General features: G+C 31.4%; 15 protein-coding genes. 8 read left to right on the plus strand and 7 right to left on the minus strand.

Features of this window, described 5'->3' with window-relative positions; translation table 11 throughout:
* Positions 1–30: 30 nt before the first annotated feature.
* A complete protein-coding gene (locus ACE193_RS16820) occupies positions 31–2,136 on the plus strand; it encodes an AAA family ATPase (protein ID WP_375559386.1) in 2,106 nt (701 codons plus the stop codon).
* A gap of 51 nt (positions 2,137–2,187) precedes the next feature.
* Here the strand turns inward: ACE193_RS16820 and ACE193_RS16825 are convergent, their stop codons facing one another.
* A complete protein-coding gene (locus ACE193_RS16825) occupies positions 2,188–2,364 on the minus strand; it encodes a hypothetical protein (RefSeq protein WP_375559387.1) in 177 nt (58 codons plus the stop codon).
* Between the two features lie 319 nt (positions 2,365–2,683).
* On the opposite strand from ACE193_RS16825, the gene ACE193_RS16830 reads away from it, so the two are divergent.
* A complete protein-coding gene (locus ACE193_RS16830; RefSeq protein ID WP_375559388.1) occupies positions 2,684–3,868 on the plus strand; it encodes a CapA family protein in 1,185 nt (394 codons plus the stop codon).
* 101 nt (positions 3,869–3,969) lie between these two features.
* Here the strand turns inward: ACE193_RS16830 and ACE193_RS16835 are convergent, their stop codons facing one another.
* Both ACE193_RS16835 and ACE193_RS16840 read right to left on the minus strand, forming a co-directional pair.
* The gene (locus tag ACE193_RS16835; protein ID WP_375559389.1) at positions 3,970–4,284 is read right to left on the minus strand and encodes a rhodanese-like domain-containing protein; all 315 of its coding nucleotides are present in this window, start codon (positions 4,282–4,284) and stop codon (positions 3,970–3,972) included.
* Between the two features lie 250 nt (positions 4,285–4,534).
* Complete coding sequence (locus ACE193_RS16840; protein ID WP_375559390.1) at positions 4,535–5,602, minus strand: glycosyltransferase family 2 protein; 1,068 nt, start codon at positions 5,600–5,602, stop codon at positions 4,535–4,537.
* Positions 5,603–5,771: 169 nt separating this feature from the next.
* Here ACE193_RS16840 and ACE193_RS16845 point away from each other — a divergent pair, with 169 nt between their 5' ends.
* The 4 genes from ACE193_RS16845 (at position 5,772) to ACE193_RS16860 (ending at position 8,628) form a co-directional block, all read left to right on the plus strand.
* The gene (locus tag ACE193_RS16845; protein WP_375559391.1) at positions 5,772–6,098 is read left to right on the plus strand and encodes an ATP-dependent Clp protease adaptor ClpS; all 327 of its coding nucleotides are present in this window, start codon (positions 5,772–5,774) and stop codon (positions 6,096–6,098) included.
* Positions 6,099–6,179: 81 nt separating this feature from the next.
* Complete coding sequence (locus ACE193_RS16850) at positions 6,180–6,776, plus strand: Crp/Fnr family transcriptional regulator (RefSeq protein WP_375559392.1); 597 nt, start codon at positions 6,180–6,182, stop codon at positions 6,774–6,776.
* Between the two features lie 149 nt (positions 6,777–6,925).
* Positions 6,926–7,720, plus strand: coding sequence for a sterol desaturase family protein (locus ACE193_RS16855; protein ID WP_375559393.1), 795 nt, complete (start codon positions 6,926–6,928; stop codon positions 7,718–7,720).
* Between the two features lie 47 nt (positions 7,721–7,767).
* Positions 7,768–8,628 (plus strand): hypothetical protein, encoded by an 861-nt coding sequence (locus tag ACE193_RS16860; protein ID WP_375559394.1) that lies wholly within the window; start codon positions 7,768–7,770, stop codon positions 8,626–8,628.
* A gap of 67 nt (positions 8,629–8,695) precedes the next feature.
* Here the strand turns inward: ACE193_RS16860 and ACE193_RS16865 are convergent, their stop codons facing one another.
* Complete coding sequence (locus ACE193_RS16865; RefSeq protein WP_375559395.1) at positions 8,696–9,244, minus strand: 2OG-Fe(II) oxygenase; 549 nt, start codon at positions 9,242–9,244, stop codon at positions 8,696–8,698.
* 160 nt (positions 9,245–9,404) lie between these two features.
* On the opposite strand from ACE193_RS16865, the gene ACE193_RS16870 reads away from it, so the two are divergent.
* Entirely contained in the window at positions 9,405–10,412 is a 1,008-nt protein-coding gene (locus ACE193_RS16870) for a DivIVA domain-containing protein (RefSeq protein ID WP_375559396.1), read from the plus strand.
* 70 nt (positions 10,413–10,482) lie between these two features.
* Positions 10,483–11,244 carry an EI24 domain-containing protein gene (locus tag ACE193_RS16875; RefSeq protein WP_375559397.1) on the plus strand — a complete coding sequence of 254 codons (762 nt, stop codon included), beginning with the start codon at positions 10,483–10,485 and terminating at the stop codon, positions 11,242–11,244.
* 126 nt (positions 11,245–11,370) lie between these two features.
* Here the strand turns inward: ACE193_RS16875 and ACE193_RS16880 are convergent, their stop codons facing one another.
* The 3 genes from ACE193_RS16880 to ACE193_RS16890 all read right to left on the minus strand — a co-directional run bounded on the left by ACE193_RS16880 (position 11,371) and on the right by ACE193_RS16890 (position 13,940).
* A complete protein-coding gene (locus tag ACE193_RS16880) occupies positions 11,371–12,153 on the minus strand; it encodes a metallophosphoesterase (protein WP_375559398.1) in 783 nt (260 codons plus the stop codon).
* Between the two features lie 171 nt (positions 12,154–12,324).
* Complete coding sequence (locus ACE193_RS16885; RefSeq protein ID WP_375559399.1) at positions 12,325–13,179, minus strand: CPBP family intramembrane glutamic endopeptidase; 855 nt, start codon at positions 13,177–13,179, stop codon at positions 12,325–12,327.
* 122 nt (positions 13,180–13,301) lie between these two features.
* Positions 13,302–13,940: a hypothetical protein gene (locus tag ACE193_RS16890; protein WP_375559400.1), complete on the minus strand. Its 639-nt coding sequence runs from the start codon at positions 13,938–13,940 to the stop codon at positions 13,302–13,304.
* Positions 13,941–14,017: the final 77 nt, after the last annotated feature.

Consider the following 14,017-nt stretch of genomic DNA (forward strand, 5'->3'; position numbering starts at 1 on the left):
CCCTTTAGGGTTTGAGAAGCCAAGAATTTTATGATTTCAGTACGAAAAAATCCAAATGATGTTCCAGCTATTTTACAATCTCCAGAGACTGAAAAAGTTATTCAGACACTTTTGGAGATAGGAAAGTTTGTGGGTTATCCACGTTTGGATATTTTGATGCACGAAGATGTTTTGGGAAAACTTCTTGAAATTCATTATCATAAATGTGCTTTTTGTGAAGTAGGTATTTCTATTGAAGAATCGACGGCTTTTTTGACGCATTATCGTTCGCCAGAGCTTTATTATTGGCTTATTTATGAATGGACAAATCTTTTGCCTGTTTGTGAAGAATGCAAACTCTACGAAGACAGTCAGTTTCCGATAATGAATAAGCACAAACGAGTAAAAACTCCTCCAGAAGATAGAACACTTTGGCGTGCTGATTCGGATATTCATTTGGCAGAAGACCCACTTATTATTAACCCTGAACTAGACGTTCCAGAAAAATATCTTGCCATTGATAGAGATGGGAATCTGCAACCAATCAAAAGAAATTTGCGTGCAGCTTCTACCATTACAGCCTATAAAATAAATATGGGGTCTTCGGCAGTAGCTCGTCATCGTCTTATTCGTGAGATTACTCAAAAACTGTATGAAGCTGCTACGAGCCTTTTAGAAGAAACTGTTCGTTATCCAGCTCCATATCCTCTCCTTCAAAAGTATTTTGAACCTATCCTAACAGAGCTTAATGCGATGGCTGCACAGCGAACTCCTCATGCTATGTTGGGAAAAAACATGCTCTTTAATTTTGAGTATTTTTTTATTAATGAGTGTGAAGATTTTGAGATTTTACGTGTATTGGAGCAAGTACAAGTGCATTTTATCGAAACGATTACTCCTTTTCTGGCTATTGATTTTCCAGAAGAACAGCGAGCTAGTGAAGATAATACACTTATTTTAGAATCCATGTTTATCAAAAATATACGTTGCTTTGATAAACTTTCTATTGATTTGCCTCATATTCATACAAAAGAAAATATTACGCTAATTGTAGGAACAAACGGAACAGGAAAATCGACTATTCTTCAACTTATTGCGCTTGGGCTTTCTAATATTCCCAAACCTCCTCTGAATTATGGATGGGAAAATATTGTTCATGGAAATAAAGATGCAGGACATTTAGTGCTACGTTTGCAAGGATTTGGGGAAGAAGTAAATATTAAATTCAAAATTGATAGAAATGGTGTGATGAATACTGGAAGTCATCGCCGTTATTTTGAAATGATACGAGCAAATTTATTGATTTTGGGATATAGCACAGGAAAACGAGGACTTCGAAATTATGATTTTCAGCATCGTACATTTGCGCCTATTGCATCTTTGTTTGGAGAAAATGGTTTCTTGAAAAGTGAAGATGACCATAGTACTTATTCTTATATAGAGAATAATATTGAACCTATTCGAAAAATAGTCAATCGCTTGCTTGCACCCTCTCAAAAAATTGCAGAAAATGAACAAGATGAAAAATTAGAACAAGGACTTTTAGGGCTAAATAAAGATGGAGATTTTATCTTTCAGACTTCGGCTGGAGAAGCTCTTATTTCTGCTATGTCAGATGGTTTTCAGACTGTTTTTAGTTGGATTTTGGATTTATGTGTACGAGCTATTCAGCATCCTTTTGATTTAGAACACCCAGAAAGTATTCAAGCCATTGTTTTGATTGATGAAATTGATGTTCATTTAAGTCCTAATTTACAGCGTACACTCATTCCTCGTCTTTCAGAAGTATTTCCGAATACACAGTTTTTGATAGGAACACAAAGTCCGTTTATGATTCAATCTATGGCAGCTAATAATGTTATTTCTTTAGAATGGGAAGATGAGCGCATTATTGCTCATCCTCTGTTGATGGAAGGAATGCCTTGGGCTTGGACAATCAGTGAAATTTTGGCTCGCTTATTAGGAAATGTAACAGAAATATCTCCCATTATGGATGATTATCTGACCGAATTATCACAAGCTATTGGACAAAATGACAAACTCTATGCAGAGCAGTTATATCTAAAAATAAAAAATGCGCTCCCCAAACTAAGTCCGTATCACGATTATTTAGAAATAATAGCAAAAGACTATTTTACAGTTACCAGTAAGAAGTAATTGGTTATCAATAAAAAGGCGAATTACTAAATTTAGCTTCGCCAAAATATTTTAATAAAGATATTCTTTCTTGTTTAATAAATAGCTTTCGTTTACCCAAAGGATTGCACGATGCTCGTCATCAAATTTACGAATCCATTTGAATCCTTTTTCTTTAAGTTGTTTTTTGTTTTTTGCAAAAAATGCAGTTATTTTTCCTTTTTGTTCTTGAGTGGCAATAAAAATCATTGAATTAGTGTTTAAAAAAATTGAAGCACAAATGAGTAAGTGGTATTTTGTATTACTTTTGATAATTAGGCATAATTAAATTTTGTACTCTAAAAAATGTATCTATAAAGTAATTACTTCTTACTTTTGTCAGTTAAGTTACCAACAAAGTCAATATACGAAATTTTATTTGTTTTTGCAAGTTATAACCAAATTAAATTCTTATTAATTTGTAATTAACGTTTTTTGTTTTTTCAAAAACAATTCTTTTTTATTATTTTTATTTTCAAAAACAATTCTTTTCATATCGCCTTACAAAACCTCAAATTCCCTATTTTCTATGCAAATCAAAAAACTTCTTTTTTTCGTTTTTCTTCTTCCTGCCATTAGTATTTCTCATTTTAGTTGTAGCCAAACAGATTACAAAGCTACTCTGAATGAAACTAACGATTCTTTAGCTCTTATTAATAACTTAACAGACTCTTTAAAGTTAAAATTAAATGATAGTACGTTTTCTTCTGTGAAAGATAATTCTACCAAAAAACAAACTCTACAAATTATTGGAGTAGGCGATATGATGTTTGGAACAAATTTTCCTTCTGTTGCACATTTGCCACCCAATGATGGAAAAGACTTGATTTCAGATGTAGATTCATTATTACAAAGTGCAGATATTACTTTTGGAAACTTGGAAGGTGTAGTTTTGGATAAAGGAGGACAAGTAAAACACTGTTCGAATCCTGCTGTTTGTTATGCCTTCAGAATGCCCGAAAAATTAGTAGAAGGTGTTTTGAAACAAGGAGGCTTTGATGTAGTCAGTATTGCAAACAATCATGTAGGAGATTTTGGAAATTCAGGCAGGGAAAATGGTAAAAAATTCTTAGAAAGTATTGATGTAGAATATGCTGGCTTGGTTTCTTGTCCTTATACAATGTTCGAAAAAGAAGGTGTAAAATATGGTTTTGCAGCCTTTGCTCCAAATTCTGGCACAATGGATATTAGAGATATAAAGGCAGCCGAAGCGATTGTTAGAAAACTAAATGATTCTTGTGATGTAGTAATTGTGTCTTTTCATGGAGGAGCAGAAGGCAGAAGCAAACAACACATTACACGCAAAACAGAAACTTTTTATGGAGAAAATAGAGGAAATGTATATGCGTTTTCTCACGCCATGATTGATGCAGGTGCAGATATTATTTTCGGACACGGACCTCATGTTACTCGTGCTATGGAAGTTTATAAAAATAGATTTATTGCGTATAGTTTGGGTAATTTTTGTACGTATGACCGTTTTAGTTTGCGTGGAGAAAGTGGGCTTGCTCCGATTGTAAACTTAAAAGTTGATAATGAAGGCAAATTTATTTCTGGTCAGATTACACCAATTATTCAGCTTGGAAGAGGTGGAGTTACGCTTGACAAACAGAAAAAAGTAATTCCAATCATTCAAAACCTCAACAAAACAGATATTCCAGAAGGAATTATTGAAATTACAGATAGTGGAGAAATTTTGATAAAAGAGAAGTAAAAAAAGATAATATTTGTAGGTTAAAGGCTTGCCTTTAACTGTATTGGCATTTTATGATTTACCAAAATTTCTCAAAAATAAATCTTTAACCTACATTTTTATTAAATCTTATTATTCAAACCAGACCAACCACCACCATTATAAACATTGGTGTAGCCTTTTGATTGCAACAAACTTTTTGCACTTCCACTACGCATGCCAGAAGCACAACAGGTAATAATAATTTGATTTTTATCTTTAAATTGTCCGAGTTGATTTGCTAAAGTATCTAAAGGAATATTTTTAGAGTTTTGAATGTGTCCTCCTGCATATTCGCCTTTCGAACGGACATCAATAATAATTGCGCCTTCTTTCAAAAGTGCTTTGTAATCTGTTGGAGCTGCTGCACCGAATAAATTTTTAATTGCATCTAACATAATTATATATCGTTTTAGAGTGTATGAAGTTGTTTAAGAATGAGTTTTGTACGTATTTTTGTTGGTGTCGCTACGCTAAAACACCAACAAAGGCAGTGTTATTTTTCCATAGAATTGGGTTTGCAAACCCAATTCTATGGAAAAATGAACATTCTTAAACAACTTCAGAGCTAAATTTTAATATAACAAAATTAGAGGTTTTTTTTTATAGATTTGGTAACAGAAGTTACAGAAGAAAAAATAATTGAATTTATTTTTTTCTTTTACTTTTCCAATCTTTCAAATTCTTTATGACATTCAAAGCAGGTTTGAGCGTATAATTGAAAGGAAAGGAACGTAATTGAAAGGCTTTTGAAAGGTTATTCTTTTTGGTAGAATTGAGACAAGAAGACAAGGAAGAATGATGAAATTCTGTTTTAGCAATAGGAAGCTCAATAGTTTTAGATAAAAGCTCTGCCCAAAACTCTCCTAAAAGCTCATTAAAAACCAGTTTATTATAAATTTCTATTTCTTCATTTTTTTTATGTAAAAGTTCTAACCAAGCTTTTACTTTTTCAAAAAAGAATTCATTATTTTGCTCAAAATCCATATTTCCTATTCTTTTATGAATCAGTAATTCATCTTGATTGGCATAAATTCCTAAGTCTTCTAATTGATTTTTATAAATCTTCAATACATTTTTATCTGCTTTATCACTTTGTGTCTGACTAATATTTTGGTTGTGAATTCTGTATTTTACTAAAGATTCTGCTAGGTTTATTACTCGGGTTTTGTGTGAAATACGTACCCAAAGGTCATAATCTTCTGTTGGAGGATATTCTTCTCTATATTTCAAATCTGCAAATTCTTTTCGCATCATGACAGCAGATTGTGCAAACTGATTAGAAAATAATAGTTTTGCAGGAATTCGTTCTGGGCGATGTTCTAGTTGCCAAGCTCCTTTTATTGTATTCTCGTCATCAATAAGCGTAATCCAAGAACCGACTAAACCAAATTCTTTATTTTTATCTAAAAAATGGATTTGCTTTTCTAATCGTGTTGGTTCTGCATAATCATCACAATCCAAAATAGCAATATAGTTTCCTTTTGCTTCATCAAAAAGACGGTTACGAGTATAAAAAATTCCTTTATTGCCATCATTTTCTAAAAAACGAATACGATTATCTTGATAAAATTTTATTATTTCTGCACTTTTATCAGTTGAGCCATCATTTACAATAACTAATTCAAAGTCTGTATAAGTTTGATTCAAAATACTTTCAATAGCTATTTTGATAAACTTTTCTCCATTAAAAACAGGCATTACGACACTCAACATAAAGTAAAAAGTATGAAGTTAGAGGTATGAAGTAAATACAATTCAAATGTTTTGTTGTCTTACTTTCTTTTAGGGTTTTACAAAAATAGCTTAAACTTTATTCTATCTCAAACATTATTTATAAATAGAATTTCTATCAATCAACAAAATCAAAATAAATTACTATTTTATGAAAGCTATATATGCCAACCAAAAATCAATCCCTCAAAGAAAACAACTTACAGAAACATTAATCGAAACTCTTACTGAGTCAGAAGAACAATTAGATGCTTCCCTAGAACGTGAATTGGTGCTTTTTAAAGATGAAAAAAATGAGCTAGATTATATCATAAATACAATTATTCAAGTCTGCAAACTTTCATCTGGAGATGCGTTTGATGTAGTAACAGAAGCCAATACAAAAGGACATGCGACTATTACAACAGGAACATTTAATGAACTCAAACCACTCAGAAAAGCTGTTTGTGATAAGAATATTTGGGTAGAAATTTTGTAATTTTTTCTTTCTAAAAACATTGTCAAGAGTGTTTTGACAATCCAAAATAACTCTGACAATAGTTTTAAACACCTATTTGATATGATAGAATTAGAAAAACTAAATCATTATTTCGGAATCTTTAAAGGTTTAGGATTACAAGACCTTAAAGAAGTTTTTGCAAATGCAAAGCTCAAAAAACTTGATGTTTCAGATTATTTTATAAAAGAAGGAGAACAAAAAAGACAAATTGCCTACATCAGAAAAGGATTAATTCGTGCTTTTATAGTCAATTATAAAGGAGATGAAATTACTACTTTGGTGCGTTGGGAAGACCAATTTATCGCTTCTTATGATGTCATTCTTTATAACCGTCCTGCTCGTTTTGATTATCAAGCCTTAGAAAAAACGGAAATTTTAGTGATAGATTATGATGTCGCTCAAAAAATTTTAGAAAAAAATCCGAAATTAGAACAAGGAAGAAGACATTTTTTATTAAGCATTTTACAAGAAGCCTTTGAAAGAATAGAATCCTTTACTCTCTATTCGCCAGAAGAGCGTTATATTGAATTCGTCAAGTCAAAACCAAATATTGTCAATCGTCTTCCAGATAAATATATCGCTACTATTTTGGGCATGACACCTGTTTCCCTTTCAAGAATCAGGAAAAGAATTGCTACAAAGGCACAAAAAAAATAAGCATATTTTTTCATTACTTATCTTTTGTTAATCTCCAAGAGGTGTTTTGTATAGTATATTTGTGTAAATCAAATCGTTCATAATCAATGTTTTATGATTTGGTTTTGAGCTATTTAGATAATTTTATACACACTAAAACAAATACCACTATGGAAAATTATTCTTTTCATTTTTCGCCTTATTTACCTCTTATTAGTAATCTAATTCGATATTTTGTTTTTGCAGGAGTTGCTTTTCTTATTGTCTATAAATTATTTTATAATCAATTTTTGAATAACAAAATTCAAACTCGTTTTGCCAAAAACAAAGATTTTTTGAGAGAAATAAAAAACTCTATTTTCTCTACCCTTATTTTCGGGATTATTGGTTTTGGTTTTATTTATTCTTCGTTGGGTAGTTATTCACAGATTTATACAAATACGTCTGATTTTCCGTTGTGGTGGCTTCCTGTGAGTGTTTTTTTGATTCTTGTTATTCAAGATACTTATTTTTATTGGATGCACAAGACTATTCATTCGCCCAAATTATTTAAGCATATTCATCGCATTCATCATCAATCTACTAATCCGTCGCCTTGGGCTGCTTATTCATTTCACTTTTTGGAAGCTATTCTTGAAGCTATCATTATTCCAATAACGATTTTTATTGTTCCTGCTCATCCTGTGGCTATTTTGGCTGTTACTTTTATTGCGTTTTGGTTTAGTGTTTACGGACATTTAGGATTCGAAATTACGCCAAAATGGTTTAGAAACTCATGGCTTTTTGATATTATGAATACTTCGGTGTATCACAACCTTCATCATTCCAAATTTAAAGGAAATTATGGACTTTATTTTAGAGTTTGGGACAGAATAATGAAGACAGAAAACCCTAATTATGTAGCAGAGTTTGATAAAATTCAAGAAAAACGTTTTGGAAAAAAACTAGCACATATTTTGACTTAAATCCTCTAATAAACTTTTCATTTATTTACCTTTAAATTTATTCAATTATGAACTTCACAAAAAGCAAATTACTTCATTTTTTTTCAATCATGATTATCGTTTCGATGATTGGTTTTACAGCCTGTCAAGAAGCTGATACAGACACACCAGCCGAAGACAACGAAGAAGCATTTGAAACTTCAAAAGATGCTGAAACAGCCGAAATTCAGTTTTATGATGCCTATAATACAGCCCTTGATGGCTTAGATGGAGAATTAGAAGGTTCTCGTTCTGGGCGTGTAGAAGCCTGTGCAACACTTACACACAATGAAACAACAAGAACAATTACAGTTGATTTTGGGACGAGTTGTGTCGGACAAGATGGACGTACTCGTAGTGGAAAGGTCATCATCAATTATAGAGATAGAAATCTAATGACAAGAGATGAGCTAACCATTACTTTCCAAAACTATGCAGTCAATAATTATGGATTAACAGGAACTTTACATACAAATGGAATTGCTAGAAATTCGTCTGACCAATGGCAGTATAATTTGAAATTAGAAAACGGAACAGTTGTCTTTCCTGATAGAACTATTCAACTTACTTTTGACAGAGTTTATACATGGACAGAAGGATTTGGTTCATTAGATTATACTGATGATGTTTTTACCATCACAGGAAACTCGGCAGGAACAACAGCTAATGGAATTGCTTTTACTTCTACTATTACAAATCCATTGACCAAAAAATCAATTTGTTGGACACAACAAATTATCTACCCTGTAAGTGGAATTTTGGATATTCAATTTACCAGAAGTACAGGAAGAGCTATTCCAAACGTAACTTTAGATTATGGAAACGGTATTTGTGATAAAGAAGCAACACTCACAGCAGGAAATCAAACTAGAGTTATTACATTACCGTAATTCTTTTTAGAAAAACAGCTATCTCAACTCTTATTTATTTCTAGTTTTGGAAATGAATAAGAGTTTTTTATTCATTTTCAGTCAATTTATACATAATATCACTTCTCAAAACATATTTTCGACCTTCCAAAACTTCGCTTCCTTCGTGGTAGAGTTTGTGTAAAAAAATGAGTGCCATTCCTTCTTGGGGAATAATTCTGTGTTTTAAAAAAGTAGTTTCGCCTCCTTTGTAACCTTCATTCAAGTAAATCATAAACGTAAAATAACTCGCTTCAGATTCATTTCTGATAAAATTTCCGTCTTGATGTCCTTTAAACTGATGTCCTTTTTCGTATTTGTAAAATCTAAAAAGTTCGTTTACTCCAACTACCTCACTATTTCCAATTTTGGGAACAAATAAATCTTTTCCTCTTTCAAAAATTAAATCAGCTAATTCTTGATTTTCATAAAATGCTCTTTTATTATTTCTAATTTCTGAAACTACTTTTCCTGTATCTAGTTTTGCAGCTTCATAGCCTAAATTTTCACTCAAATCAATATACTTTTTGCATTCTTGAGGTGTAAAGAAATTCTTTATAGTTATGATTCTATTGCTTAGTAAGTGAGTTGTTTTCATAAACTTGGCTGTTCAAATTTTACATAATTTAGTAGAAAGTAAACAAGATAAATTAATTCTTTCAAGTTATTCCAATAAAAGAATAAAAAAAATGTTATTTTAGCAGAACTTTCCTATTACTAAAAACAGTTTCTCAAAAAATAATCGTGCATAACGAGTTATGGCAGACACAAACAACAATAAAACGCCTATTGCCCCTACACAAATTCGCAAACATTCTTTTAAGCAGGTTACTTTTGGTGGCTATCGAAAAGAAGATGTAAGTGAGTATCTTTCTGATGTTGCCGAAAATATGAGTTCGGTGTCTCATCGCAACGAAGAATTAGAAAGACAAGTAGGTTATTTGCATACCGAACTTGCCAAACTCAAAGAAATTGAGCGCACGCTTTTAGAATCGCTTTCACATGCACAGGAAGCAAATCGCTTAAACCTAGAGCAAGCTCAAAAACGAGCTGATTTGATGATTTTAGAAGGAAAAATGCAAGCCGATGCACTTCTGCAAAATGCCAAATCAAATGCAAAAAGTATTCTTTTAAGCACTCAACAGCTTGCTGACCAAACGCTTACAGAAATGAAACGAGAGATAAAACTTTTGAATTACGCCTACGAATATAGCGCACAGCAAAAAGCACAGATGATGCAAGAGTTACAAAGTTTTATGGAAACAGCTCTTTCAAAAATTGAGCGTTTGTCTAAATTAGATGTGGAACATACTTCCGAACAGGCTTTGGAACGTGCCGAAAGAATGCACCAACATCACAGTCAGATTATTAGAGAACAGTTGAAGCAACTTGAAGGAGGAAATTATCAAGAATTATATAATCAAAGTGATTCTGCTTATTCAGATTATTCTTCATCTACTAATTATGATAAAGAAACACCTCGTAAGACTGTTCCCGAAATTCGTCAAGAAGTAAAACATGAAGCAGAAGTAAAAAGCAGAGAGGAACAAGAAAAAATACGACAAGAATTAGAACAAACACAACGACAACAAGAACGTATCAGAAGAGAAATAGAAGAACAAGAACAACGAGAAAGACAAGAGTTTGCTCAAAAAATGAGACAACAAGAGAAAGCAGAGCAGCAAAAACAACAAGAAAAAGAAAGTTCATCTTCTCAATCTAGTTCTAATTCTAGGGGAATTATTTTTGATTTGAGTGATTTGTAAATAAAGTCAGAAGTATGAGGTAAGAAGTCAGAAATTAGAAATAGAAAATCAATTAGGAAAATAAATCTTTATGAATCCATTTACAAAATTTTGGTTAGGTGTTCGTTTGTATGGCAAGGCATTGGCTTTTACTCGTGAACATAATCTGTGGAAATATTATTTTTTACCTGCGCTTCTGAATGTTATTATTTTTGTTTCGGTCGGAGTTGTAGGATATTTTTTTGTAGGAGATACAATAGAATGGCTTGAAGGTCTTTTTAGATTAGATAATCCAATTACTTGGTGGCAAAAAACACTTTCTTATATTGTTGCTATTATTGTAGGCTTGATTGCTTTTTTGATTTATTTCAAATCCTATAAATACTTGATGTTGATTTTGCTTTCGCCTGCTCTTTCTATTGTAGCTGCAAAGGTTCAAGAAATTCTACACCCAGAACGTCCGAATGAAGATTTTCATTTTCCTCAATTTTTACACGACCTCAAACGTGGTCTGACTATCAACCTTACAAATTTAGCCATCGAACTATCAATTACGATTCCTCTAATTTTGATAGGACTTTTTGTGTCGTTTCTTTCTCCATTTACTACGATTCTGATTATTTTGGTAGAATCTTATTTTTTAGGTTTTGGAATGATAGATTTGAGAAATGAGTTTATGAAATTAGGTGTAAAAGAAAGCAGAGCCACCGTAAAAAAACACCGTCCTTTTGCTATTGGTGTCGGAATGACTATGTATTTTATGATTTTTATACCTTTTTTGGGAATTTTATTTGCTCCTATTTGGGCGTGTATTTCGGCAGGTTTGGGGATTTATGAATTGGAGGAAAAGTAAATAAATTTTGTTCGTGGCAAAAATTGCTAGGGCAAAGGCTTGCCTTTGACTTATTATGTCGTCGTTTCAGTAGCTTGGGAAATCAATCAAATACAGTCAAAGGCAAGCCTTTAACCTACAAAACATTTAATTTTTATCACGAAAAGGCGTATAAAAAAGTTCCCACATATTATTTTTTTCTGTTAGTTCTATTGCACAAAGATTTCCTACTTCGCCTTTGTACTTTCTGTATTTTCCTAGGCTCACATATACACAACCGTTGTCAATCGGAACGATAGCTGTTCGGTTTTCTTTTGCTAGTTCTAAATTCTCTTTTATTTCTTCCAAATTATGAACTACATGTCCGTGTACAACAGGTTTTTGATTGGTTTTGTATAGATTTCCTTTAAATTTTCTTGTCCAAAGCATTGCGTAGGCATTTGTAAAAAGGTTTTCTCCATTTAGAGGTTCGTAATTTATATCAAAACCTGCGTGAACCAAAAGGCAATTTTCTAACTCAATATAAAAAAGCATACTTTCGAAAAAGGCTGCATATTTTGGTTTGATTTCTCTGTCTTTATTGATTAATTCTTCTAAATGATTGTGGGCTACTGTTTTTTTAGAAATTTGATTTCCATTTTGCTCATAAAAATCTAAAAGCATTTGTTCGTGATTTCCCATCAAAACAAAAATGGGATAGCCTTCTTTTTGCTTTTCAAGAATATAATCTATCAAAAGAATTGCATTTTTTCCTCTATCAATCAAATCTCCCAAAACGAAAAGTTGATCGTCTTTTGTGAGTTTTAGAACTTCTTCTACCAAATAAATAAACGTTTTGCCACACCCATGAATATCGCTAATAGCAAAACGTCTGCCTGTATTTTTTGGAATTTCTTGGGTTAGAGATTTTGGGAAGATTTTTTGTTTCATTTTATATTCCTGATAGTGTTCTACTAAAAAAAACAGATCTAGATAGAAGCTATTAAAATTTTATGGCTCTTAAGAGATTTTGGACTGATAATAATAAAGAAACCCCCAATAAATATTTTGTTGTAACGGTAAATATCATTTATGGCAAAACGCATGTTTGTATTTTAAGTATTACAATTCTTCTTTTTCAGCTTTTCTCCAAAAATAAATAGCAAAAAGGGTTGTTATAATTGGAATCATAAACCCATATTCATCGCTCCAAAATACAGTATTATCATTTGAAATAGTCAAAGGTGTAGCTATTTTTTGAATATAAATATTATGAATAGAATGATAAATAGCTGCCACCCACAAACTATTTGATTTAAAGGTGTAATAAGCCAAAATTACAGATATTCCAAGTATCATAATTGTAAAAGCTCCTAAATGTAAAAACAAGTTTTCGCCTCTGCCATACATCAAATGAATTACAGGAAAATGCCATATTGCCCAAATTAATCCACTTGTGATACTTACAGCTCTAAAAGACATGACTTTTCTCAATTCGAAAAGTAGAAAACCACGCCAACCAATTTCCTCTCCTAAAGTAGAACCTAAATTTTTGATGACCCCAACAGTTAATAATAGAAAAATCATTACTGCGACAACTAATGTGTGATTAGAACTATTAATACCTAACTCATCACTCCATTTTAAGATAGTTTCAGTATTGATAAACTCTCCGAAACCAAAAAGCCAAATTAGTACATAAGCAATTGAAACATATAATAAAGGTGTTATATATGCGAATTTTAGGTATTTCAATTCTTTTAAACTCCAAGGCAAACTTGAAATAGACCTTTTTCTAATTTTTAGGGTAATAAATGCTGCTATTGCTGGTGAAATCATTAAAGCCCCAACATAAATACTTGTTGGGTTTAATTTTAAAATTGCATAGTAGGCTATTGAACTTAAAGTGGTAAGTAAAATTAAAAATAGTGTTATTGTTTTCCACACTTCCTTAACTTCTGGTGATTTTTTTGACACTTGTTTTAGCTTGGTTGGAATGAGAAAAAAGAGTTTTTTTTAACCCATTTGTTTTGTAGCAAAATGGCTGTTTTTGTTTTTTGGAATTTCTTGGGTTAGAGATTTTGGGAAGATTTTTTGAGTCATTTTTTATTTTGCTCTTCTATTTTATCAGCCATATATTCTACTGTTCTATAATCTATCGGGTGACTTACTCTACTTAACTTATCGTATTTAATATGTTGTTGTAGATTATAAAGTACATCCATAGTATCTAAATTGGTACAGTTAATAAATATATCTTCAAATCTATAATATGGATCAAATGTCTTAACTCCATAATTACCTTTGAAAGATATAAGTCTTTCCTTTCTTGACTTACTAACCTTATCCCCTTTTTTTAAATTTTGAGGTCCTTGATTAGGTCCTACTTTCAAGACTAAATTATTATCTTTAATTAAATAATTGCTAACACCTAGAAAATTTTGTATTTCAACATCTTTAATAAAAGCAGAATCTGACAGAGAATCAATTTTGATAGAAATTATGTCATTTTCTCCAGCTCCTAATGGATTTTTATATAAGACTACTGTTCCTGAAAATTGATTGTTCTCAAACAAATCACATAAGCAACTAAATTCTTTCATGCCTTCTATTTTCCATTTGTAATGGTCTCTTTCAAATGATTCTCTAGAATAATCAATATTTAGTATCAAAATACTCAAAATATAAAGACAAAATAGTCCAAAAGGAATAAATAGTAAAAAATGATATTTTTTCATTTTAATTATAATAGAACTTTGTAATTACTATAAATACTTATTTATAATAAACCCATTAAAAAAAAAAAACATAATTC

Origin of the sequence: Bernardetia aquimarina, from assembly GCF_042180575.1 — a bacterium.
Lineage (GTDB): Bacteria > Bacteroidota > Bacteroidia > Cytophagales > Bernardetiaceae > Bernardetia.